This window comes from Spirosoma horti (genome assembly GCF_054776595.1).
This window is the reverse complement of the sequence record NZ_BAAHBQ010000004.1, coordinates 551,092-575,321: the sequence shown is the minus strand read 5'-3', so window position 1 is coordinate 575,321 and position 24,230 is coordinate 551,092. Positions and strand designations below refer to the sequence as shown.

Sequence of the window (24,230 nt, the reverse complement as noted above, 5' to 3'; positions counted from 1 at the left end):
GGGGATTTAATCGATTGGGTGGAGCATCCGCTCGGCCCGGATATGGGTATTAGTAGCCCGGATTCTGGTCTTTTTGGGTCAATTTGCTGTTATTGTCCAGTTCCTGCTGAGGAATGGGGAGCAACTCCTGCTTACCTTTCATGAAATAGGGAATCGGGTCTGTTTTGAATTTATTTTGTGCCCGCCAGCGCAGAATGTCACGGTTGCGAATTTGTTCACCGGCCTGTTCGACCCGCTTTTCGTGCATAACCGCCCGAAGAACTTCATCTTTGCTATTGACCGGGTACTTCGCCGTTGGGTAAGCGGGCATGGCTACGCTTTTCCGAGCCCGAATTTGGTTGAGGAGCGCAATGGCGTTGGCACTGTTACCCGTTTCATTCTCCGTTTCGGCCATCATCAGCAAGACTTCGGCGTAGCGAATCAGGCGCATGTTAATGCCCGATGTGTAAAACGTTTCATTGTTTTTATACATAGCCGTGTATTTCCGCCAGCTGATTTTCTGAGCCGTACCATTGAAAACTGACGTATTGCCCTGTACCTGCGAATCCATCAGCGTGTTGAGTCCGTTGTTGTACGTATCGCCAATGAAGTAAAAATTATACTTCAGGCGGGGGTCCGTTTTGGCATCGCCTTTGGCCGTATTCTCATACTCGGCCAATAAGCTCTCCGACGGGATCAGGTTCCGCCAGCCAATGGCCGAATATTCCTGACTACGAGTCATGTTTTCGTTGGCGCCGTTATCGTTGCCGTCGCCATCCCAGTTAAACCCACCGATTAGCGAAAACCCGATTTCGAAAATTGACTCGGAGTTAAACTCGGCTTCCTCGATGAAGTTGTCGGTATATTGATCCGTCAACTTGTAGAGACCCGAATTGATAATTGACTGGAGTTGAGTTTTGGCGCTGGCATAATCACCCTTTTGCATGTAAACCCGCGCCAGTAGCGCCTGGGCGGCTCCTTTGGTTGCACGGCCAAGATCCGCTCCGCTAAAGCTGGCTGGCAGGTCGGTCTGGCTTGCCAGCAGATCAGTGGTTAACATGGTGTAGATCTCGTCTACCGAAGATTTGGCTTTTGTGCCATTGACTTCGGTTACGTAGTCTGTATACATGGGCACCGCACCCCAAAGCGTTACTAAATCGAAGTAAGCTAATGCCCGCAAGAATTTAGCTTCGGCCACTACCCGTTTGGCCAGCGTTGGGTTGTCTTTAACCGCCGGGCCGTTATCAATTACCACGTTGGCCCGGTGAATGGTCCGGTAAAGACCGTTCCAGACGGAAAAGGCTACGGGATTCGTCGGATTTTGAGTACCAATTAGGATTTGGCTGCGAGGGGCTTCCAACTGGCCACCACCCGATGCTACGTCGTCCGAACGGAGGTCCTGCACAAAGAACCACTCGCGGCCGGTCAGGTTGGCACTTTGCCAGACGGCGTAGACGGAGTTGACGCCTTTAAGCAGTTCGTCGGACGTTTTGTAATAATTATCCGTAATAACCTGATTCGGATTCACTTTGTCGAGGCTGTTGGTACTGCATCCGAAGAACAGTCCCATGGCCACTATACCCGTTGTCCAGTATGTCGATTTCATTGTGACGTTAGTTATATCTAATTTCTTAAAAACCAAGTTGTAAGCCTACCATAAACGTGCGGGCCTGTGGAAACTGGCCGTAGTCAATTCCGTTGGTCAGCGTCGGGTTGGTATTGCTGGTCCGTGAGCCGACTTCAGGGTCGTAGCCTGTGTATTTAGTGAAGGTTAGCAGGTTCGTTGAGGCTACGTACACCCGTGCCCGACTAAGCGTTCCGCGGGAGAACGATTGGAGAACGCCCGCTGGTACCGAATAACCGATGCTCAGGTTTTTTAGTCGCAGGTAAGAGCCGTCTTCAATAAACCGGTCTGATGTACGGGTATTCCCGTTAGGGTCGCCGTCGACAGCCCGGGGCACGTCCGTATTGGTATTGGTTGGTGTCCAGGCCCGTAGTACATCCGTCCCGGCGTTGAACAACCGCAGCATTCCCTGCTCCAGCACTTTCACGCCATTATAAATTTTATTGCCCTGAACACCCTGGAAAAAGAGAGACATATCGAACCCTCTGTAATTGGCAGACAGGTTCAGGCCATACGTAAATTTAGGCAGGAAGCTACCCAGATTTACACGGTCATTAGCGTCAATTTTACCATCGCCGTTTGTATCCACGAAGCGTAGATCACCTGGCTTGGCATTGTCCTGCGTAGGCGCTGCTTTAATCTCATCGGCGTTCTGGAAGATACCCGCCACCCTATAACCATAGAAATACTGAACCGACTGGCCGGCTTCGGTCCGGGTGATGTCGCCCCCGCCGTAATCGGCATTGGCTCCATTGAGCAGTGGCGAAACTGTTGGTCCTAGGCTCAGTACTTTGTTGCTGATAAAACTAATGTTACCCGATGCATTAAAACGAAAAGCGCCTTTTGTTTTATTGTAGCCCAGCTGCATTTCTACCCCATTGTTCCGCATGCTGCCCACGTTCACAATCGGCGACTGCGAATAGCCGATGGAAGGCGCGATGGGTTGATTCAGAATCAGGCCGTCTGTGTTGCGCTGGTAGACTTCGGCAGACAGGGTAATGCTGTTGCTGAATAAGCCCAAATCCACGCCGAAGTTGCTCATTTTGGTTACCTCCCATCTCAAATCGGTGTTGCCCAACCGGTCGAAATAGGTTCCCTGTGCCCGGGCGTCGCCCAGAATAGCATTGGTGTTTTGCGAAACCGCCACCTGCCACGAGTAATCGCCGATTCCGTTGAAGCCCATCGTGCCATAACTTGCCCGAAGTTTCAGTTCTGAAATAGCCGGAACATTTTTCAGGAACGCTTCTTCGCTGACCCGCCAGCCTGCCGATACGGATGGGAAGTTACCCCACTTATTACCGGGTGCAAACCGCGAAGAGCCATCCCGACGGAATGAAGCTCCCAGTAAATACTTGCCGGCATACTCATAATTGACACGGCCCAGATACGAGAGTAGCACGTTTTGCGAGCGGGTACCCGTCAAACCGGCACTCGTGCTGATAACGGCGCTCAATTCGCGAATAGTATTTGAGGCCGCCTGGCCCGTACCAATTATTTCCAGGGTATTACCCGCCTGCCGTTCAGCCACTGCCACAACATTCAGCGAATGCTTGCCAAAAGTTTTTTCGTATGTCAGCTGATTCGAGATAAGAGGAGACGCGTAGGTATATCGGTCATCGGATAGACTGGCTAGGGCACGTGCGTTGAAGCTTTCGCTATAGATAGGCTGGAAGGAGAACGTACGCGCCGACACATAGTCGATACCACCCCGCAACCGGTACGTCAGGCCGTCGATGATTTTCACATCGACATACGCGCTACCCAGAATCTTCATGCGTTGCGTATTACTTTGGTCTTGTAACGCAGCGCGCACCGGATTCTGCGGATCGGAACCGTCCGACCCATCGGGCCCACGGTAGCCACCAGGCAACGTAGGATCTTCAACGGGCATGTAGGGCGTCATCCGGATCATGTTTTGCACCTGCGTCCGGCCACCGGCACTTACTTCATTGAGTTTGTCATCGTACGAGATGGTAAGCGTCTGGCCGAACGAAAAACGCTTGCTGATGGCATGGTCGGAGTTGATGCGGAAGTTACCACGCTTGTAGCCCGTACCAATCATGATGCCCTGTTGATTGAAATAGCCTACAGACGAATAAAAACGGGATTTCTCATTGCCACCCGATAATTGAACGCTATGCTGAGTAATGGGCGCATTCCTAAATACAGCCTTCTGCCAGTCGGTATCCGTTTGGGCGTAGGTTTGCGTAGCCCCGGCGTAAATGGGCTGATTCAGATTGGCAAAGCGGGTAGGCACGGGCTGGCCGGCATTGGTCCGCAACGCCGTTCCAAACTGAATGTACTCATCCCGATTCAGCAGGTCAAGTTGACGCCAGGCACTTTGCGTACCCACGTATCCGTCGTAGCTAACGTGCAGTTTACCATCGCCGGTCCCCTTTTTCGTTGTCACGATGATAACACCGTTGGCCGCCCGCGACCCATAAATAGCTGCTGAAGAAGCGTCTTTCAACACATCGACCGACTCGATGTCGCGGGTGTCGAAATTATTCAGATCACTGGTCGGAAAGCCATCGATAACATACAGCGGATTGGCCGCATAATTGATCGAGCCAATGCCACGGATGCGGACAATCGGCGTTTCACCAGGTGAACCGTTGCCCACGACGGTCACGCCGGGTACCCGCCCCTGAATGGCCTGCTCGACACTGGGCACTGGTAACTGGGTCACTTCCTGCGCGGATACGGACGAAATGGCACCGGTTATCGATGCCCGCTTCTGCGTACCATAGCCGACAACAACGACTTCGCTGAGGGCTTTTACATCATCCAGCAACGTGATGTTGATGCGACTGCGGCTGGATACGGGTACTTCCTGAGACACGTAACCCACGAAGCTGAAAACCAGTGTGGCGTTGTCGGGTGCATTCAGGCTGTAGTCGCCGGTGGCGCTGGTCGTCGTGCCCCGGTTGGTGCCTTTAATAATGACGCTGACGCCGGGAATACCCTGTCCGTTCTTATCCAGTACCTTCCCATTGATATCAGCCAGCGGTTGGGCAGACGTCATGGACCAGCCAATACGTTCGAGTTTGTTAATTGTCTGGGCTGGCAACGTCACGGTCTCGCTCGTCTGATCGGGGTTAGTCTTTGTTTCGATGTGCTCGATTTTACGAAAAAGCCGATTGCTCTTTTCCTTCGTTGACACGATGGCGTAAAAATTTGGCTGGACTTTTCGGAAAGTCAGCCCTGTGGTGGTCAATAGACTCGTCAATTCGGACTCCAGATTCTGGTCATGCCGGTTGGCCATAATGACTTTCGTATTGACCAGATTGGTTGGGTAAATAAAGGATACGCCATAATGCTTCTCAAGCTCGCCCAGGGCACTTTTGAGCGAGATCAACCGGGTGTCAGCGGATTGACTCTGATAGGGTGTGTACCGATTGTTGGAAGCCAGAAGCTGAGCCTGAACGGGTATACGGCCCATTAGAAGCAGCAAGCCAAACGCAACTAGTTGTTTAGTCATAGTTTTGGGAGGGTGGTTCATTGGATAATGATACGGTTTGCGTGTTGAGTAATGTGGAGATCGAATACGGTGGAAAGGCCGTTCAGAATGGTATGCATAGATTGATTTGGAATGGTGCCAGATAGGGTCTGCTGGCGTAAGTCGGGGTCGGAGATAATGACGGTTACACCGTAAGTGTCCTCCAGCATCTGCGCGACTTCCAGTAGCGTTGTGCCATCAAAAGTTAATTTACCGGTTTGCCAGGCCGATTGAGCCGCTGCATCAACTCGTTTGCGGTAGTACACTTTGGCCTTTACATCCGCGTAGAACAGGTCGCCGGGTTGCATGACGAGTTTATCTTTTGCCTGTTCGCCCACATCGAGTCGAATTTTGCCGTTGTTCAGCACGACCTTCGCCCGATTTTCCCGTGCCATTACATTAAACTGGGTTCCCAACACCTCGATATTCAGCTTATTGGGTAAGTGGACCACAAATCGCTCATGATTTCGCTGATGCGTTACCCGAAAAAATCCTTCGCCATTGAGCCACACTTCGCGGGTCTGGTTGCCTACCCAGCGAGGAGCATAGCGCAGGCGACTGTTGCCATTCAAGGTGACGACCGAGCCGTCGGGTAGGGTCAGCGTCGACATTTTTCCGAAAGCTGTTTGGTAAATCAGATCGTCCGGATGTAGTTCCTTGTAGCCGTAAAAAGCACCCGTTGCCAGCAGCAAAGCCCCGATAAGTACGGCTGCCCAGCGCATGGGTTGATGCCACCAGATTAGTTGCCGGATGGGTGTCTCCACGACGGGTAATGTCGCAGCAGGCATTCGCTGGCGGATTGCGTTCAACAATTGATCCGCATCAGGAGCAGGAACGTTGGGCGGAGCATGCCAGTCTGCTTTCCCGAATTGGGTATCGAGCCGATGGGTCAGGTACGCTTGTCCCTCATCGCTAGTAAACCAATCCAGTACCTGTTGTGCTTCAAGGGCTGTAAGCTGGTTGGCGAAGTAGTCATTGAGTAGCTGTTCGGTCATAGGTATAGAAAGCCTGATTGCTTACCTATACACCAGCTATACGAGAAAGTATTATTGGAAAGGAAAAAATATTTCTGGGTTAATTCCAAAAAGTAGCTACAAACAGCAGCATGGCTTCAATTCCCGCGTGTTGACGTAAGTAGTTCCGGAGAAACTGGCAGGCCTGGTAATAATGAACCTTAACCGTGTTGATGGAAATATGGAGTTTAGACGCTACTTCTTCATTCGATAGTCCTTGCTCGGAGCGAAGCATAAAAACTAATTTTCGCTGGGCGGGAAGCTGACGGAGACCATCCAGAAAAACCGAGCCGTATTCGTTGAGAATAAGGGTTTCTTCCGTAGTTGTATCTACCTTAGACTGGGTCGTCTGATGCTCTAAGTGACGTAGGATCGCCCGTTTTTCATTACGAATGATATTCAGCACCTGATGCCGCATGGCTATAGCCAGGTAGTTTTTAAGGCACTGCGATTCGTCTAACTGTGCCCGGTTTGTCCATAACTTAAGATAAACCTCCTGGAGTGCATCCTCGGCCAGATTGGGATCTTTCACATATTGAATAGCAATACTGTATAGATAATGGTAATATCGCCGAAACAATGTCTCGAACGCTACCTCGTCGTGTTGTTTCAAACGAAGCGTTAACTCCATATCTGTCAGTTCCATATCGTTTCGTCGAAAGAACTTGCCAAGTGGCTATATTCAAAATGAGTTTTTGAACCAGCATTACCGACAAATTTAAAAAAGAATAACCTGATTAGGAAAAGAATACTTTTTATTTGCTGTGTGCAATCCTGAACGTACATTTATTCACCGTTACTTGTCTTTATGATGCGTTATATGAAGGCGATAATTGTTTCGCTAATTACAGTGGTCGTTGTCTGGGCCCTAAATCGCCCCTGGGGAAGTATTCCTGCCTTTGCCCCCCTGCTAAGTCCCTTTGTTGGCTTTTGGCAAAACGCGGAATCCGTCAACAATGTCGATGAAGAGATTATTCTCAATGGGACTAAATCGCCCGTTACGGTTGTCTTTGATGAACTGGCTATTCCCCACGTATTTGCCCAGAACGACCACGATGCTTACTTCGCGCAGGGATACCTCACAGCCCGCGATCGGCTCTGGCAAATGGAATTTCAAACGCACGCGGCTGCCGGTCGCGTTTCCGAGCTGGTGGGCGATAAAGCTCTAGAACTGGATCGATACAATCGGCACCTCGGCATGGGTTTCGGCGCTGAACGGGCTGTAAAAGAAATGCTGACAGACCCGCGTTCGAAAGAGTCGGTCGAAGCGTATACGGCGGGTGTAAATGCCTGGATCAACCAATTAAAACCAGCCCAATACCCACTGGAATATAAATTATTGGGATATGCGCCCGAACCCTGGCAAGCCATTAAATGTGCCTACTTTCTCAAATACATGTCGGGTGTGTTGGCCCTCGGTGCCGATGACCTGAACATGAGCAATGTCTTGAAAAAGGTTGGACCCGTTGTTACGGCCGACCTTTTTCCGGATTATCCATACCGGGAAGATCCTATTATTCCGGTGGGTACAAAATGGGATTTTACCCCCGTTAAAGTGCCTGCTATGCCCGCCAGTATATTGCCCGATACAAAGCCCGTAGCTATGCAATGGCAGGAGCATGACCCCGGTATTGGTAGTAACAACTGGGCCGTTGGTCCCCAGAAGTCAGCAACGGGCTATCCCATTCTCGCCAATGATCCACACTTGTCGTTGAGCCTCCCCTCGATCTGGTACCAAATGCAGTTAGTGACGCCAACCATGAATGTCTATGGCGCGACCATGCCTGGCTCGCCGGGCGTCATCATCGGCTTCAACAAGCAGGTTGCCTGGGGTGTCACGAATGTAGGCGCTGATGTACTCGACTTTTATCAGATTCAATTCAAAGATGCATCCCGTCGTGAATATTGGCACGACAACCGCTGGAAACCTGTTCGCCGTCGCCTGGAGATCATCAAGGTAAAAGGCAAACCAGATGTTGTCGATACGGTGCTGTATACCCATCATGGACCGGTTATGTACGAGGCTGGTCAGAAGCCCTTTGCCAAAAACGTTCCCGTTGGTTATGCGGCCCGCTGGATCGCCCACGAAGCGTCCAATGATTTCCTGACCTATTATTTGCTCGATCGCGCCAAAAACCACGATGATTACCGGAAGGCTTTGTCCTATTATGGTGCCCCGGCTCAGAATTTCGTCTTTGCCGATGTTGCCAAAGACATTGCCATATCGCCCAATGGCCGTTTTCCACTCAAATGGAAAGATCAGGGTAAATTTTTGCTGGATGGTACCAATCCCACTCACGACTGGCAGGGCTGGATTCCGGCCAGTCAGAATCCCCACGTAAAAAATCCGCCCAGAGGGTTTGTCAGTTCGGCCAACCAATCGTCTACCGACCCAACCTATCCTTATTATATCAATTGGCAATTTGCACCCGCCGAGCGGGGAACTCGCATTAACCAGCGGTTGGCTGCCATGCAACAGGTCACCCCCGACAGTTTGCGGATGCTGCAGAACGATAACCTGAATTTGCGGGCGGCCCATGCGTTGCCGGTTTTTCTGCCTTATGTGCAGGAGAAAGAATTGTCGGGAGAGCAGGCTAAGGCGTTGGCCATCATGAAGACATGGCGGTATAATCACGACGTTGCTGAAACGGCACCAACCATTTTTACAGAGTGGATGCGCCAGTTCATGGATAGTGTCTGGAAAGATGATTTCCCTAGCAACGATACGACCACACTCCGCTACCCAAGCTTTGATCGGACGCTTCAGCTTTCAGAAAAAGAGCCTAACGCCCATTGGTTCGACGATGTCACAACGCCCGCCCGCGAGACAATCGGTACCGTGATGACCCAAAGCTTTCGAATGGCCGTTGACTCGCTTACCCGCCAGCATGGACCCATCGGTACGGCCTGGCAGTGGGGGAGTCATAAGGGTACCCGAATCGCTCATTTAGCCCGATTAGATGCACTAAGCGCTTTGAATGTACAGATTGGTGGAGGGCGCGATATTGTCAATGCGACCACCGAACGAACCGGTCCATCGTGGCGGATGGTTGTCGCCTTAGGGCCGACCCCTAAAGCCTACGGCGTCTATCCGGGTGGGCAATCAGGTAATCCCGGCAGCCCGTATTATTTGAATATGCTCGAAACCTGGCGGACTGGTCAGTTGAATGAATTGCTGTACTTACAGTCAGCGCAGGACAAAAGTCCCCGGATTAAACGGAAACTAATTCTGAAGTAAGACGGGCTTCTCATTAATCAGCTAAACGTATAATTTTTATCAAAGTGGTATTCCGGCCGCTCCATGTCGTATGATCGAATTCATTCTTATTGCCATAGTAAGCCTGTTGGCTCAACTTGTTCTGCCGTGGTGGAGTCTTGCCATAGTGGCGTTTATTATCTGCTTCTGGCGTAGTCCTGGCGGTGGATGGGCCTTTTTATCCGGGTTTGTCGGTATTGCTCTGGTATGGTTGGTTTATGCTACTATCATTCATACGCGTACCGATGGTGTGTTTACCGGCCGAATGAGTGAGTTGCTTTTTAAAACCAATGCAAGCGTACTGCCCCTGTTGGTGACGGCGCTGGTTGGCGGTCTGGTTGGTGGGCTGGCCGGATTGTCTGGCTACTTCGTTAAACAGGCCATCGGAAATCAACCGGAAAACCGCACCGCCAGTCGTTCCCGCGCATAATTCCATAAATCCCTGTACCTTTGTATTATAAACTGCTAACTAACTGATTCGTTTCCTGTGAAGAATGCCTCGTTAATTCTAAACGTCATCCTGACGATTGCCGTAGCCGTACTGTACTACCTGCACTTTAAAGATCACCAGCCTGAAGCCGTTTCTACCGTAAAAGCACCCGCTGAAGCAAAAGGTAAGGCGATCGTTTATGTAAACGTTGATTCGCTGTTAACAAAGTACGACTATTTCAAAGACACGCAGAAAGTCTTGGAAAGCAAGCGTTTTCAGTTAGAAAACGATTTGGCTACCAAAGGTCGTAATCTGCAAAACAAAGTTGCCTTTTTCCAGCAGCGGGCGGCTACCATGACTCAGGAACAGGGTCGTGCTACCGAAGCATCGCTCCAAAAGGAGCAGCAGGATATTCTGGCCTACCGGGAGCGGGCTGCCCAAAACCTGGCTGCTGAAGAGCAGGCAAAAAACAAACAGCTTTACGACCAGATTTTTGATTATCTGAAGAAGGAAAACGGCCAGAACAAGTACGAATTCGTTCTGGGTTACACAAAAGGTGGCGGAATTCTGTTCGCTGATCAATCGGGCGACCAAACCAGTAAAATTCTAGCCGGTCTGAATAAAGAATATCAGGAAAAACAGACAAAAAAATAAAGTCTGATCGGTTCTCCCGATGGCCTATTTATCCGGCTACTAAACGAAGGTTTGGTAGCCGGATTCGTTTTTGTCATTCTGACAAGAAAGTAAAGAAGGCGATTTTTTTAGCTCTGGTAAACCTCTCTTACTTTTCAGGTGTTGCTGCTCTTACCGGGTTACCTGATTCGCCCGACTGGCCACTGCTTAGTCTGTTGGAGAATTACCGGTACGGCCTATTATCCAATATCATATATCCAACATCAATACATGGCTTCTGCGTCTATTGTTAAACAAGTTGATATCCGAAATCGTCGGGCTTCATTCGAGTATTCGTTTTTAGAGACGTATACCGCTGGTATCGTGCTGACGGGGACTGAAATAAAATCTGTTCGGCAAGGGAAAGTGAATTTGCAGGATGCTTATTGCCTGATTCATGGCGAAGAGCTCTTCATTCGCCAGATGAGCATTGCTGTGTATACGGAAGGTACTCATTATAATCATGAACCGCTCCGGGATCGCAAACTGCTGCTGACAAAGCGGGAGATCAGGCGGCTCGCCGAAAAATTGAAAGATCAGGGCCTGACTATGGTGCCCATCCGCATGTTTACGAATGAGCGTGGCTTTGCCAAGGTCGATATTGCCTTGGCAAAAGGTAAAAAGCTGTTCGACAAACGGGATAGTATTAAAGAGCGGGACGTGGAGCGGGAAATGCAGCGGGAGCGGTATTAGGGCATCTAAAGGCCAAAAACCAGTGACTTTGTAGGGTAAAATACTTTCTACGGGCTTTTTGGCTGTGTTACTCGGATTTTATTTTCACTCTATATTGTCTGATATATTTTTCACAAGTATTGCCGATATGTGGATAACTCTGTAACTTGCTACCGTACAGAGGCTCTAAACGCAATATGGGTAGGAAAGTATTAGTCTTAAATCAAGATTACAGTGCCTTCAGCATCTGCTCCGTTCCCAAAGCATTTTTGCTGGTTTATCTAGATAAAGCCGAACTCGTTGCTGAATCGGAGCAGTTCATGCTCCGTACCGTTTCGGCAGAGTACCCGATGCCATCGGTCATTCGCCTGCACCGGTACATAAGTTTACCCTACAAAGGGGTTATGCTCACTCGGCAAAATATCTTCAAACGGGATGGCCATCACTGCCAATACTGTGGTACCACGGACGATTTGACCCTCGACCACGTGCTGCCAAAGTCGCGGGGGGGCAAAACCAGTTGGGACAACCTGACTACAGCCTGCAAGCGGTGTAACTCACGGAAAGGTGATTACACGCCTGAAGAAGCTAACCTTAAATTACGACAGCGGCCCTTCAAACCTACCTTTCTGGTGTTTCTGCGTGAGTTTTCGGGCTCTCTCGAACAAAGCTGGATGCCATTTCTGGCCAAGAAAGAAAAGGCCTTTAAGTAGGACAATCGGGTAGAAAAGGAAAATGCCCTGGGTGTGATCCATGAAATCAGCGCAAGCCGCCTGTTTCATGGATCACACCCAGGGCATTTTCTGTCTTTGGCCCTCAACCTCAAAGAGTTTTGCCTCCAGCGAAACTTTTTATGGAAAGCAATTGCTATCTTTGCAGTCCTTTTTCGAAAGGAAAAAATTTCACAACTAAAGTCAGCCCGCCATTGACCCACGGACTGATGTACTGAGCGGGTCAGGAAACATTTTTTTATGAGCAAAACGCAGCAACGCGAACTGCCGGCATTTGATTGGGACCGGGCAGACAACAAAGGGTTTGGAAGCGGCTATTCGGTTGAAGAACACAACCGGATGTTGGAACTTTACGACAACACACTGTCGGAAGTAAAAGAGAAAGAAGTGGTCATGGGAACCGTCGTTGGGATAACGGATCGGGAAGTACTACTCAACATCGGCTTCAAGTCGGATGGCTTAGTGCCAGCTTCTGAATTCCGGGATATGCCGGACCTGAAGATGGGTGATGAAATTGAAGTTTACGTAGAAAATCAGGAAGACCCGAACGGTCAGCTGGTTCTGTCGCGCAAGAAAGCGAAAGTGATCACTGCCTGGCAGAAAATTCAGCGTGCGCTGGACGAAGACCTCGTTATCGATGGTTTCGTGAAGCGCCGGACGAAGGGTGGACTGATTGTTGATATTTTCAGCATCGAAGCGTTCTTACCGGGCTCGCAGATCGACGTGAAGCCAATTCGCGACTTCGATGTGTTCGTTGGCAAGAAAATGGAGGTTAAAGTCGTCAAGATCAATTATGCTAATGACAACGTTGTCGTTTCGCATAAAGTCCTGATCGAGAAAGACCTCGAAGCACAACGCGCTCAGATCCTGAACAACCTCGAAAAAGGTCAGGTACTGGAAGGCGTTATCAAGAACATGACAAACTTCGGTGTGTTCATCGATCTTGGTGGCGTAGACGGTCTGCTGCACATCACGGATATTTCGTGGGGCCGCATCAGCCACCCATCCGAAGTACTTCACCTCGACCAGAAGGTCAACGTGGTTGTTCTTGACTTCGACGAAGACAAGAAGCGTATTTCGCTGGGCATGAAACAACTTCAGGCTCATCCATGGGATGCACTGGCCGAAGACATTCAGCTTGGCTCGAAAGTGAAAGGTAAAATCGTGAACGTAGCTGATTACGGCGCGTTCCTTGAAATCCAGCCGGGTGTAGAAGGTCTGATCCACGTATCCGAAATGTCGTGGTCGCAGCACCTGCGTAACCCACAGGAGTTCCTGAAAGTTGGTGACGAAGTAGAAGCGCAAGTGCTGACACTGGACCGTAACGACCGCAAAATGTCGTTGGGCATTAAACAACTGACGGAAGATCCCTGGACTCGTCCTGAACTGCGTACGAAATACGCCGTTGGTACGAAGCACAAAGGTATGGTACGTAACCTGACGAACTTCGGCCTGTTCCTCGAACTGGAAGAAGGTATCGATGGACTCGTACACGTATCGGATCTGTCGTGGACGAAAAAGGTGAAACATCCTTCGGACTTCATTAAAGTTGGTGACGAACTCGAGGTTGTTGTACTGGAACTGGACGTCGACAACCGTCGTCTGGCCCTGGGTCACAAACAACTCGAAGAGAACCCATGGGATACGTTCGAAACCGTATTTGCTGTTGGCACTATTCACCGTTGCACGATTCTGAACAAGAACGACAAGATGGCTACCCTCGAACTGCCGTATGGTATCGAAGGCTTCTCGTCGCTCAAGAATCTGGGTAAAGAAGATGGTACCTTCGCTGAAGTTGGTGAAACACTCGACTTCAAAGTAACGGAGTTCTCGAAAGAAGAGAAACGCATCATGCTCTCGCACACCAAAACGTGGCAGGAGAAAAATGAGCCAGTAAAAGAAGCAAAAGCACCGAAAGCTGCTACACCGAAGACAGCATCGGCACCAGCTCAGGCTGAACGTGGTGCTACGCTTGGCGATCTGGACGCTTTAGCTGCTTTAAAAGAGCAACTAGAAGGCCGGAACTAAGCTAGTTCGGTTTAGTCTACCTATATGGAATGCCCCTAACCTTTTGGATTAGGGGCATTTTTTTGGACAGGGGTTTCCTTATACCGGATAAAATCGTATGTTTGCACTCCCGAATTCGTGATCTGTCCTGAATTCGGGCTCATAAGGTTCCGTGGCCGAGTGGCTAGGCAGTGGTCTGCAAAACCTCGTACAGCGGTTCGAATCCGCTCGGAACCTCTCATATGTAAAAGTGCCATTTGACTAACATTCTCGGTTGAGAACTGGTCAAATGGCACTTTTTTTTGTTTGAAAAAGATTAAAACCAGAGCCTAAAATCGGGCTATATCAGGCTTCTTAATTAGAAACAATATAAATAAAATAGGCAATCAAATAACTAAAGAGCAAGTTTTGACTATACAGCAATCGTGTCGTACTTTTGGGCGCTAATAAAATGGCGGTGGTGATTATGTCAATCAACTCAATAAATATAGTTCATAAAATGAGTCGCTTCTATAAGCTTTGCGTGGCTATTGTTCTATCGCTGACACTGTTGGTTTCCAACAGCCAGGTGAAAGCGCAGGATGCAGCAGCCGGTGGTGCTCCAGCTGCAGGTGCGGCAGCCCCTGCTGGGGGCGGTGGTGATGCCGAAAAAGGGAAATCGCTGTTCACAAATAACTGTGCTCAGTGCCATGCGGTAACGGATGAGAAAGTTGTTGGTCCTGGTCTAAAAGGAATTGAAGGACGGGCACCTAGCAAAGACTGGTTACACAAATGGATCAGGAATTCATCGGCGGTGATTGCCTCGGGTGATGCTTATGCAAACCAGGTTTTCAATGCCAATGGCAAAGTACAAATGTCAAGCTTCCCGAACTTGTCGGATGCAGACATCGATGGTATTCTCGCTTACATTGATCAAGCTGGTAAGCCTGCTGCAACGGCTGCTGTAGCAGGGGCTGACAATACAAAGAATGCTGGTGGTGCAGGTGGATCTGGTCCGTCTACAAGCGGAGGCCCTTCTGAACTGTTCACGTTTGTTCTGGTTGCGCTTCTGATCGTTATGTTGTTGGTGCTCGGCGTATTGTTAGCGATTGTAACGATTCTGTCGAAAGCCGTAACGCCTGCAACGATCGATGGTACACAGCCTGCCGGTTCGCTAGGCCAACGGATCAAAACGGGTCTTTCGGACGCGTTCAACAACCCAACCCTTCGTTCGATTGTGATCTGGTTGTTTTTGCTGGTCGTCACAAAAGCGACCATCGATGGAGCTTATGGCGTAGGTATCCAACAGGGTTATGCTCCAAAGCAGCCAATCGCTTACTCGCACAAACTACACGCTGGCCAGTACAAGATCGATTGTAATTACTGCCACACGGGTGTTAACAAAGGCAAGAGTGCTACGATCCCATCGGCGAACATCTGTATGAACTGCCATGGTGTGATCAAAAAAGAGTCGCCGGAAATTCAAAAGATTTACGCGGCCATTGAGAATAACCAACCTATTGAGTGGGTTCGGGTTCACAACCTGCCTGATCTGGCTTACTTTAACCACGCCCAGCACGTAAACGTGGGTAACGTACAATGTCAGACTTGCCACGGTGCCATTGAGCAAATGGAAGTAGTTGAACAACGGTCATCATTGACGATGGGCTGGTGTATCGACTGTCACCGTCGGACTGAAGTTAACACCAAAGACAACGCTTACTATGACAAGTTGGTCGCTCTGCACCGCAAGGAAAGCAAAGAACCACTCAAAGTAGCGAACATCGGTGGTCTGGAATGTTCTAAATGTCACTATTAATTTGATGTATCACGAACACCAGGGGGAAACACTGATTCCTGGCTGATCTCACTGTATACATTACTCATTTTAACCATTGCCGCATACAACACGCATGGAAAATACATCTAAACGGTATTGGAAAGGGGTTGAGGAGTTACGCAATGACGCGACGTTTGTCAAGAACGCCAATAGCGAATTTGCTAACCCCGATCTGAGTGAATCATCGAAAGATCTGGACGGTCTGCTCGGTGGTTCCAACACCCAACGCCGTGACTTTTTAAAAGTAATGGGCTTTGGTATGGCCGCTGTCTCACTGGCCGCCTGCGAAACGCCGGTACACAAGGCTGTTCCCTATATTAACAAGCCAGAGTTCACGTTCCCTACAATCTCCGATTATTACGCGTCAACCTATGTTGAGGGGGGCGATTACTTAGCTGTTCTGGTAGAAACCCGTGAGGGAAGACCTATCAAAATAGAAGGTAACCCACAGTCAAGTATCACGAAAGGTGGTACGACGGCTCGTGCTCAGGCATCTCTTCTGTCACTTTATGACATCGATAAGCTGAAAGGCGCGAAGCGTGGCGAAACAGATATCGACTGGTCTACTGCTGACCGTGAAATCGTTAGTCAGCTGAATTCTGTTGCGGCTAAAGGGGGAGCGATTCGGATTGTCTCGTCAACTATTCTTAGCCCGGCTACGAAAGCAGTTATTGCTGACTTTGCCGCTAAATATCCAACCGTACGCCACATTACCTACGATGCAAACTCTGTGTTCGGCATTGTGCAGGCTAACCAGGCATCGTTTGGCAAAGCGGTTATTCCTTCCTACGATATAAGCAAAGCCGAAACGATTGTCAGTGTCGGTGCTGATTTTCTGGGTGCATGGATAGCCCCCATTGAATTCATGGGTAACTACGCCAAAACGCGCAAGATTGGTGCTGTTGGTGGCGGAAGCAAAGCGATGTCACGCCATTATCAGTTTGAAACTGGCTTGTCTATGTCAGGTGCTAACGCTGATTATCGGACGGCTATCAAACCTTCACAGGAAGGACTGGTAGTAGCAGCGCTTTACAACAAAGTTGCGGCTAAACTAGGTGGTACGGCGATTAGTACACCATCAGTAACGGTTGATAACTTAGACAAAGCCGCTAACGACTTAGTTAAGTCACGCGGTAAGGCTGTAGTTTTATCAGGGTCTAATGATCCAAATGTACAGATCGTTGTCAACGCGTTGAATAGCCTGTTGGGCAGCTACGGAACGACAATCGATCTTAATACGCCTGTTAATTACCGTCAGGGTAACGATCAGCAAATGAATGCCTTCATCAATGAGGCAAAAGCTGGTCAGGTTGGCGCTGTTCTATTTTATGGGGCCAATCCGGTATACGATCATCCAAGAGGTGCTGAACTTGCCGAAGCGCTGCCAAAAATTCCGCTGTCTGTTTCTTTCGCTGACCGTGCAGATGAAACGGCTTCGTTGGTTAAATACATTACGCCCGCTCCTCATTACCTGGAGTCGTGGAACGATGCTGAACCAAAACAGGGCTATTATAGCCTGATGCAGCCTGCCATCACCCTGATCTACAAAACGCGTCAATTCCAAACGAGTCTGTTAACATGGGCTGGCAAGCCAAGTGACTATCAGGCTTACCTGAAAAATTACTGGCGTGCAACACATTACCCAAAAACATCAGGCTTTAGCTCATTTGATGCCTTCTGGGTGCAGTCGTTGAATGACGGCGTATTTGAGCCAAATAAGGGCCAGGCTGTAGCAGGTGGTGCTTCGTTTACAGGTAATGTAGCCCAGGCGGCAGCCGGTATTGCTCAACGATACAAGCCAACGACGGGCATGGAGCTTTCTTTATACGAAAGTTTTGCTATCGGCACAGGATCAATGGCAAACAACCCCTGGTTGCAGGAGTTGCCTGATCCCGTCTCGAAAGCTTGTTGGGACAATTATGCAGCTGTTTCCCAGAAAACGGCCAAGGATATGGGCGTAGCTCAAAATGACCTGGTGACGGTTTCGGCAAATGGTAAATCAATCGAATTACCTATCCTGATTCAGCCTGGACAGGCAGATAACACCGTTTCTATTGCCGTGGGTTATGGTCGCGAAAAAGCGGGCCGGGCCGCCAATGGTGTTGGTAAAAATGCATATCCGTTTGTAACGTTGACCAATGGCTACGTAACCTACGGGTCAACGGGTGCGAAAGTTGAAAAAGCAAGTGGTCGCCATGAGATTGCCCAGACGCAGACACATGACACAGTTATGGGACGTCGGGCTGTACTACAGGAGGCACGGTTAGCGGCTTATCAAAAAGATTCACAAGCAGGCCGTTATAAGCCGAAAGTACAAACTTCAGTAGGGCCGACAGATCCAACCGACATTACACTGTGGAATGGGTATGGTAAGCCAAACCATTCGTGGGGTATGGTTATTGACCTGAACTCCTGTATTGGTTGTAGTACGTGTATAGTGGCCTGTAACGCAGAAAATAACATTCAGGTTGTTGGTCGTCAGGAAGTGTTGAATCGGCGTGAAATGCACTGGATGCGGATCGACCGCTATTACAGTAGTGATGCAGAAGCCGAAGATTACTCGGCTCTGGAAGTAGCTTCGGCTAACCCTGAAGTCACGTTCCAGCCAATGCTTTGTCAGCATTGCAGCAATGCACCCTGCGAAACGGTTTGTCCGGTTTTGGCCACGACACACAGTACAGAGGGCTTGAATCAAATGACGTATAACCGTTGTGTGGGTACTCGTTATTGCGCAAACAACTGCCCTTATAAAGTACGACGATTCAACTGGTTCAAGTATTTTGACAATGATAATTACGATTATCATTTCAACAACGACCTTGGCAAAATGGTCATCAACCCTGACGTAACCGTTCGTTCACGTGGGGTAATTGAAAAGTGTTCGTTCTGTGTACAACGGATCCAGGAAACAAAACTAACGGCGAAAAAAGAACGCCGTCGGTTAGCACCTGATGAAGTTCAAACGGCTTGTGCTCAGTCTTGCCCAACCAACGCCATTATCTTTGGCGACATGAACAATCCAGAAAGTACAATCTCTAAAGTGCTTGAAGTTGAAGGCGAAGGCCGGGCTTTCCATGTATTGGAAGAGATTAACGTGAGACCGCAGATTTCGTATCTGACGAAAATCCGGAACAAAGACGAAGAGCCTAAGCAGAACAAAAACGCTACTCAAGAGTCACACGCTTAAAATAACCGCGAATTGTTAGGGCTGGTAACTGAATTTAGAACAATCCATTACCACAAATCGTAATTCGTGTATCATAAATCATACATTGTAAATTAGTAAGATATATGTCGCATGTAACATCAGCCGTTAGAACTCCCCTCGTCACCGGTGGCAAGACCTATGCCGATGTGACGGAGGATATCAGCAGGCAGGTTGAGGGAGCCCCTACCCGAGAGTGGACCATTGCCTTTACCATCGCTGTGGTTGTGCTAATCTACGGGGCCGCCTGTGTATTCTGGACCTGGTGGGAAGGTTTAGGGGTTTGGGGCCTGAACAAAACCGTCGGTTGGGCGTGGGATATTACCAACTTCGTATGGTGGGTAGGGATCGGTCACGCTGGTACACTGATTTCAGCAATCCTTTTGTTGTTCCGTCAGAAATGGCGGACAGCGGTAAACCGGGCTGCTGAAGCTATGACCATTTTTGCGGTATTATGTGCTGCCAGCTTTATCCTGATGCACATGGGCCGTCCATGGTTAGCCTACTGGGCGTTACCGTTGCCTAACACATTTGGTTCATTGTGGGTGAACTTTAAATCTCCCCTTGTGTGGGACGTATTTGCCATCAGCACTTACTTCACCGTATCGCTGGTGTTCTGGTACATGGGTCTAGTCCCTGATTTAGCTACGATTCGTGACCGTGCCCGTAGTAAAGTGTCCCGCTATATCTATGGTGCCTTTTCCTTAGGCTGGAATGGTTCAGCAAAAAGCTGGGCACGGTATGAATACATGAGCTTAATCCTGGCTGGTCTGTCTACGCCACTTGTATTGTCTGTGCACACAATTGTAAGTATGGACTTTGCTACGTCGGTTATTCCGGGCTGGCATACGACCATCTTCCCTCCATACTTCGTTGCGGGTGCTATCTTCTCCGGATTCGCCATGGTGCAGAACCTGGTGCTGATTATCCGGGTGGTTTTCAAACTGGAAGATTACATTACAATCGAGCACATTGAGTCGATGAACAAAGTCATTACGCTGACGGGTTCTATTGTAGGGGTGGCTTACCTGACAGAATTCTTCATTGCCTGGTATTCGGGCGTTGAATTTGAAAGTTATGCCTTCATTAACCGGGCAACGGGACCATACTGGTGGGCCTACTGGGCGATGATGACCTGTAACGTAATCACACCTCAGCTGTTCTGGTCACGGGCTATTCGCCGTAGCATTGTCTGGACATTTGTGCTGTCGGTTATTGTAAACATCGGTATGTGGTTTGAGCGGTTCGTTATCATTGTAACTTCCCTTCACCGCGATTACCTGCCATCGAGCTGGGCTATGTTCCACCCAACCTTGTTTGACATCAGCGATTATATTTTCTCGTTTGGTTTCTTCTTCACTTTATTCCTGCTGTTCTCGAAATTCCTGCCAGTAGTGAACATGGCCGAAGTAAAAACTGTCATCAAGTCATCATCTGAGAAATTACCCCTTTCTGTATCGGGTGTAGCTAAAGGTGAGCGTGTTACAAATCCAACGTTCAACAAAGACGTAGAATAAGACTGTTTCAAGTTCCAGGCTATTGTGAAGCTAGAAGCAACGCTCACAATAGCCTGAAGGTTGAAACTTGAAACTTGAAATAGACTAACAAAAGTATGTCAGACGTAAATGGTAACGGTAAATTCTTAGTCGGCATCTATGATGATGATGATGTCGTATTGAAAGCCGTTAAAGATGTTAAGGAGGCAGGTGTTCGGATTCATGAAGTCTACACCCCATTTCCAATTCACGGACTAGATATCGCGCTTGGCCATCCCCGTACTCGTCTGGGTATCGCTGCCTTTCTGTTTGGCTTAAGTGGTACGCTTACAGCGTTAGCCCTAACTTATTACACAGAAGGTTTTGACTGGCCTATGATTGTTGGCGGTAAGGATTCTTATTCGCCAGTCATATACGTGCCGATCATATTCGAATTAACGGTTCTCTTTTGCGCTTTAGGCATGGTTGCTACCTTTTTGGTATCTAATGGCCTGGGCCCAACCGTAAAGCCGTTGATGTATGATTTAAGAACAACCGACAATAAGTTTGCTATGGCTATTGACTTAAGCAAAAACAATATTGTCGAAAGTGATATTGAGCAGATCCTGAAAAAATCAGGTGCTGCTGAAGTAAATGTTAAGCAGTTCTAATAGTCAGAATAGGAATGATTACGAAACATACAGGTATAGCAACACTAGCTGTTATTGGACTGTTATTTGTAGGGGCATCCTGCACCGATAGCCATAATAACACAGGCGTTGTTTATGCACCGCAGATGTACGAACCTGTTGGTTATGAGCCTTACAAACAAGTGAGGGCTAATCCAATTAATGCCAGAGAGCATGGTCTGAATATGCGTCTTCCGGCACAGGGTACGGTAGCACGTCCAAATTATCATACGACATTCGGTGAAGGCGCCAACAAGACGACGGATCTGATGATGTATAATATTCCAGCTGATAGTATTGGAATCGCTGAGCGGGTCTTAACGAACCCAATTGCAGATTCTGAGAAAACACAGGCTGAAGGCCAGGTTCTATACACACGCTATTGTAGCCATTGCCACGGTGCTACCGGTAAAGGAGATGGTCCTGTAGCAGCGCAGTATAAAGGCGTACCAAACTACTCGGCCGACGCTTACAAGACAATGAATGACGGACACATTTTCCACGTCATCACTCATGGTAAAGGCCGTATGTGGCCACACGGCTCGCAGGTAACACCGGAGGATCGGTGGAAGATTGTACAATACGTTCACAAACTCCAGCAAGGATAATTTAACGTAAGGCGCGACGAAAAGGATTGGTGAGTACCAGTTCATAACACCCTGCGTCCATCGTATTTTAATTAATTGACAAACCAATAAGAATGGCATCGGCTCACGCAATACCGTCCTTAGACGAAGAATTTGAATTTACTGCGGACTCCAAACGCCGGTTAATGATTGGCATTGGGGCTGGAGTCGCGTTAGTAGCAATTGGCGCCTATCTGTTAGCGTCTGGTGCTGGTTCGCACGAAACTCATGCCGTGGCGCATAGCGCTGGAGGGCATGAAGCACATGGCGCAGGCCATCATGCGTACAAGTGGACGAATCGTTTGTGGGCTAACGTTTGGTTGAATGCCATTTATTTTACTGGCGCAGCTGTTATCGGAATGTTCTTTATTTCCTATAACTACCTGGCTCAGGCAGGGTGGTCATCGGCCTTTAAACGGATTCCTGAAGCGTTACCGGCTTTTCTGCCATTTACAGGAATCGCTATAGTCGCCGTGTTTTTTATTGCAGGACATGATTTATTCCACTGGACTAATCCGGCGCTGTATGATGCCAGTAGTCCTGAATTCGATCCGATCATCAACGGTAAAAAAGGCTTCTTGAATACGCCTTTCTACTTGGGTCGTATTGTCGCTTATTTCGGCTTATGGTACTTTATGTGGCGTATGATCCGCAACTACTCATTGCAAGAAGATTTACAGGGTGGTACGGAATATTATGACAAGAGTATCAAACTAGGAACGGCGTTCCTGCTGGTATTTGGTGTTACATCATCGACTTCAGCCTGGGATTTTGTTATGTCGATTGATACCCACTGGTTTAGTACAATGTTCGGCTGGTATACACTAGCTAGCTGGCACGTAACAGGTTTAGCAATCATTACGCTAACAGTCGTTACACTAAAAGAGCAAGGGTATCTTAAGATCGTGAATGACAGCCATTTGCAAGATCTGGGTAAGTTCATGTTTGCTTTCAGTATCTTCTGGACTTACGTATGGTTTGCTCAATTTATGCTGATCTATTACGCAAACTTACCTGAAGAAACAATTTACTACAGAGAGCGTTTCAGCGGGTTTGGTGGTATTTATAAAGCTCCATTTTTTGTTAACTTGTTCCTGAACTTTGTTTGCCCATTTCTCATTTTAATGACAAGGGATTCAAAGCGTACGTACATTATTTTAAAACTGGCGGCATGGTGTATTATCATTGGTCATTACTTTGACTTCTACGTTAATATCATGCCTGGAACGGTAGGTGAGCACGGTGGTTTTGGACCGGTTGAGTTCGGTATGATTCTCATTTTTGCGTGTGGTTTTATCTGGACAGTTTCTTCGCAGCTGGCAAAAGCTAATTTGATTCCTAAGAATCATCCGATGCTCGAAGAAGCAATACACCATGATATTTAATTAATAACCTGTATCGAAATGGTTTATATAATCGCTTTATTATCGGTAATCTTTTTGGGTCTGGCGGCTATGGTCGTTTCCAAGATGGGCGCCGTTGTGAAAAATGCAAGCGGGCCTTCCGTGGACGGTCAAATAGGCATGAGCAACCGGATTAACGGAGCAATGTTCATGATCTTCTTTATTGTCGGTTTGATTGGCGCTGTGTGGTCATTCATGTATGCCCGTCAATTCTTCTTACCCGAAGCCTCGTCTCCACACGGTCGGCGGACAGACAATTTGTTCTGGATCTCCATGGCTATGATTACAGTAGCGTTTGTTATTACAAATGCGCTGTTATTCTTCTTCGCTTGGAAATACCAGCATAAAGAAGGCCGGAAAGCTGCTTACTATCCAGAAAACCACAAGCTGGAATTGATCTGGACGATTGTTCCTGCTGTAATCATGGCGGTCATGGTTTTCACCGGATGGCGTGCATGGCGCGACATTATGGCTGAAGCGCCGGCTAATGCTCAGGTATTTGAAATTGTAGGGAAACAGTTTAACTGGATTGTGCGCTACCCAGGTGTAGACAACAATAAACTTGGTTCGTACAATTACAAGCTGATCGACAATAACAACGATACCGGGATTGACTATACCGATGAAGCATCGTTCGATGACTTCACCTCTACATCGGAATTACACATTCCTGCCAATAAGCCAGTTTTATTGAAAATCCGTGCTCGCGACGTATTACACAGTGTATTCATCCCTCACTTACGCGTTAAAATGGATGCTGTGCCAGGTATGCCAACACGGTTTTGGTTTATTGCGGATAAGACGACGGATGAAATGCGGAATATCACAGGTAATCCAGATTTCGGTTATGAAATTGCCTGTACAGAAGTTTGTGGTCAAGGCCACTTCTCAATGCGTATTCGCCTGATCGTTGAAGACGAAGCTTCATGGGCAGCCTGGTGTAAACAGCAAAAGCCTTTGTTGACATCGACTCCGGAATTGGCTGCTCGTATTCCTGCCAATTTGAAAGCAAAAGCAGCCAAGTACCTGCCTGCTGATGCTACGGCCGCTCCAGCGGATAGTTCAACTGCGTCACTACCCAAAACAGGTGGAGTAACAACAGCCGTTGCGAAACTCCGTTAAATCTAACC

Annotated in this window: 17 protein-coding genes and 1 tRNA gene; 14 read left to right on the top strand and 4 right to left on the bottom strand. The window is 48.5% G+C overall.

What is annotated here, in order from left to right:
- Positions 1-49: 49 nt before the first annotated feature.
- The 4 genes from ACYVAM_RS14065 to ACYVAM_RS14050 all read right to left on the bottom strand — a co-directional run bounded on the left by ACYVAM_RS14065 (position 50) and on the right by ACYVAM_RS14050 (position 6,761).
- Entirely contained in the window at positions 50-1,585 is a 1,536-nt protein-coding gene (locus ACYVAM_RS14065) for a RagB/SusD family nutrient uptake outer membrane protein (protein ID WP_461067961.1), read from the bottom strand.
- A 25-nt stretch (positions 1,586-1,610) separates the two neighbouring features.
- Positions 1,611-5,084 carry a SusC/RagA family TonB-linked outer membrane protein gene (locus ACYVAM_RS14060; RefSeq protein ID WP_461067959.1) on the bottom strand — a complete coding sequence of 1,158 codons (3,474 nt, stop codon included), beginning with the start codon at positions 5,082-5,084 and terminating at the stop codon, positions 1,611-1,613.
- 17 nt (positions 5,085-5,101) lie between these two features.
- Entirely contained in the window at positions 5,102-6,097 is a 996-nt protein-coding gene (locus ACYVAM_RS14055) for a FecR family protein (protein ID WP_461067957.1), read from the bottom strand.
- A 79-nt stretch (positions 6,098-6,176) separates the two neighbouring features.
- Positions 6,177-6,761 carry an RNA polymerase sigma factor gene (locus ACYVAM_RS14050; protein ID WP_461067955.1) on the bottom strand — a complete coding sequence of 195 codons (585 nt, stop codon included), beginning with the start codon at positions 6,759-6,761 and terminating at the stop codon, positions 6,177-6,179.
- A 165-nt stretch (positions 6,762-6,926) separates the two neighbouring features.
- Here ACYVAM_RS14050 and ACYVAM_RS14045 point away from each other — a divergent pair, with 165 nt between their 5' ends.
- From ACYVAM_RS14045 to ACYVAM_RS13980, 14 genes are all read left to right on the top strand, one after another.
- Positions 6,927-9,353, top strand: a complete 2,427-nt coding sequence (locus tag ACYVAM_RS14045; protein ID WP_461068327.1) for a penicillin acylase family protein — start codon at positions 6,927-6,929, stop codon at positions 9,351-9,353.
- A 70-nt stretch (positions 9,354-9,423) separates the two neighbouring features.
- Complete coding sequence (locus ACYVAM_RS14040; RefSeq protein WP_461067953.1) at positions 9,424-9,801, top strand: hypothetical protein; 378 nt, start codon at positions 9,424-9,426, stop codon at positions 9,799-9,801.
- A gap of 57 nt (positions 9,802-9,858) precedes the next feature.
- Positions 9,859-10,455 carry an OmpH/Skp family outer membrane protein gene (locus ACYVAM_RS14035; protein WP_461067951.1) on the top strand — a complete coding sequence of 199 codons (597 nt, stop codon included), beginning with the start codon at positions 9,859-9,861 and terminating at the stop codon, positions 10,453-10,455.
- A gap of 249 nt (positions 10,456-10,704) precedes the next feature.
- Positions 10,705-11,166, top strand: a complete 462-nt coding sequence (smpB, locus tag ACYVAM_RS14030) for an SsrA-binding protein SmpB (RefSeq protein ID WP_046577996.1) — start codon at positions 10,705-10,707, stop codon at positions 11,164-11,166.
- Between the two features lie 176 nt (positions 11,167-11,342).
- Complete coding sequence (locus tag ACYVAM_RS14025) at positions 11,343-11,858, top strand: HNH endonuclease (RefSeq protein ID WP_460936605.1); 516 nt, start codon at positions 11,343-11,345, stop codon at positions 11,856-11,858.
- Positions 11,859-12,116: 258 nt separating this feature from the next.
- Complete coding sequence (gene rpsA, locus ACYVAM_RS14020; RefSeq protein WP_461067949.1) at positions 12,117-13,904, top strand: 30S ribosomal protein S1; 1,788 nt, start codon at positions 12,117-12,119, stop codon at positions 13,902-13,904.
- 145 nt (positions 13,905-14,049) lie between these two features.
- Positions 14,050-14,120: transfer RNA gene (locus ACYVAM_RS14015), tRNA-Cys, on the top strand.
- A 229-nt stretch (positions 14,121-14,349) separates the two neighbouring features.
- A complete protein-coding gene (locus tag ACYVAM_RS14010) occupies positions 14,350-15,681 on the top strand; it encodes a c-type cytochrome (RefSeq protein WP_461067947.1) in 1,332 nt (443 codons plus the stop codon).
- Between the two features lie 94 nt (positions 15,682-15,775).
- The gene (locus ACYVAM_RS14005; protein ID WP_461067945.1) at positions 15,776-18,889 is read left to right on the top strand and encodes a TAT-variant-translocated molybdopterin oxidoreductase; all 3,114 of its coding nucleotides are present in this window, start codon (positions 15,776-15,778) and stop codon (positions 18,887-18,889) included.
- Between the two features lie 104 nt (positions 18,890-18,993).
- The gene (gene nrfD / locus ACYVAM_RS14000) at positions 18,994-20,424 is read left to right on the top strand and encodes an NrfD/PsrC family molybdoenzyme membrane anchor subunit (RefSeq protein WP_461067943.1); all 1,431 of its coding nucleotides are present in this window, start codon (positions 18,994-18,996) and stop codon (positions 20,422-20,424) included.
- 95 nt (positions 20,425-20,519) lie between these two features.
- On the top strand, positions 20,520-21,053 hold the full coding sequence (locus tag ACYVAM_RS13995) for a DUF3341 domain-containing protein (RefSeq protein WP_461067941.1): 534 nt from the start codon (positions 20,520-20,522) through the stop codon (positions 21,051-21,053).
- Between the two features lie 14 nt (positions 21,054-21,067).
- Entirely contained in the window at positions 21,068-21,679 is a 612-nt protein-coding gene (locus tag ACYVAM_RS13990) for a c-type cytochrome (RefSeq protein ID WP_461067939.1), read from the top strand.
- 92 nt (positions 21,680-21,771) lie between these two features.
- A complete protein-coding gene (locus tag ACYVAM_RS13985) occupies positions 21,772-23,082 on the top strand; it encodes a quinol:cytochrome C oxidoreductase (protein WP_461067937.1) in 1,311 nt (436 codons plus the stop codon).
- An 18-nt stretch (positions 23,083-23,100) separates the two neighbouring features.
- A complete protein-coding gene (locus tag ACYVAM_RS13980) occupies positions 23,101-24,222 on the top strand; it encodes a cytochrome c oxidase subunit II (RefSeq protein WP_461067935.1) in 1,122 nt (373 codons plus the stop codon).
- The last annotated feature ends 8 nt before the right edge of the window (positions 24,223-24,230 follow it).

Coding starts and splice junctions, on each gene's coding strand:
- ACYVAM_RS14050 (WP_461067955.1), bottom strand. CDS start 6,761: ATGGAACTGACAGATATGGAGTTAACGCTTCGTTTGAAACAACACGAC.
- ACYVAM_RS14040 (WP_461067953.1), top strand. CDS start 9,424: ATGATCGAATTCATTCTTATTGCCATAGTAAGCCTGTTGGCTCAACTT.
- ACYVAM_RS13980 (WP_461067935.1), top strand. CDS start 23,101: ATGGTTTATATAATCGCTTTATTATCGGTAATCTTTTTGGGTCTGGCG.
- ACYVAM_RS13990 (WP_461067939.1), top strand. CDS start 21,068: ATGATTACGAAACATACAGGTATAGCAACACTAGCTGTTATTGGACTG.
- ACYVAM_RS14055 (WP_461067957.1), bottom strand. CDS start 6,097: ATGACCGAACAGCTACTCAATGACTACTTCGCCAACCAGCTTACAGCC.
- ACYVAM_RS14025 (WP_460936605.1), top strand. CDS start 11,343: ATGGGTAGGAAAGTATTAGTCTTAAATCAAGATTACAGTGCCTTCAGC.
- ACYVAM_RS13985 (WP_461067937.1), top strand. CDS start 21,772: ATGGCATCGGCTCACGCAATACCGTCCTTAGACGAAGAATTTGAATTT.
- ACYVAM_RS13995 (WP_461067941.1), top strand. CDS start 20,520: ATGTCAGACGTAAATGGTAACGGTAAATTCTTAGTCGGCATCTATGAT.
- ACYVAM_RS14045 (WP_461068327.1), top strand. CDS start 6,927: ATGCGTTATATGAAGGCGATAATTGTTTCGCTAATTACAGTGGTCGTT.
- ACYVAM_RS14010 (WP_461067947.1), top strand. CDS start 14,350: ATGTCAATCAACTCAATAAATATAGTTCATAAAATGAGTCGCTTCTAT.
- ACYVAM_RS14065 (WP_461067961.1), bottom strand. CDS start 1,585: ATGAAATCGACATACTGGACAACGGGTATAGTGGCCATGGGACTGTTC.
- nrfD (WP_461067943.1), top strand. CDS start 18,994: ATGTCGCATGTAACATCAGCCGTTAGAACTCCCCTCGTCACCGGTGGC.
- ACYVAM_RS14005 (WP_461067945.1), top strand. CDS start 15,776: ATGGAAAATACATCTAAACGGTATTGGAAAGGGGTTGAGGAGTTACGC.
- ACYVAM_RS14060 (WP_461067959.1), bottom strand. CDS start 5,084: ATGACTAAACAACTAGTTGCGTTTGGCTTGCTGCTTCTAATGGGCCGT.
- smpB (WP_046577996.1), top strand. CDS start 10,705: ATGGCTTCTGCGTCTATTGTTAAACAAGTTGATATCCGAAATCGTCGG.
- rpsA (WP_461067949.1), top strand. CDS start 12,117: ATGAGCAAAACGCAGCAACGCGAACTGCCGGCATTTGATTGGGACCGG.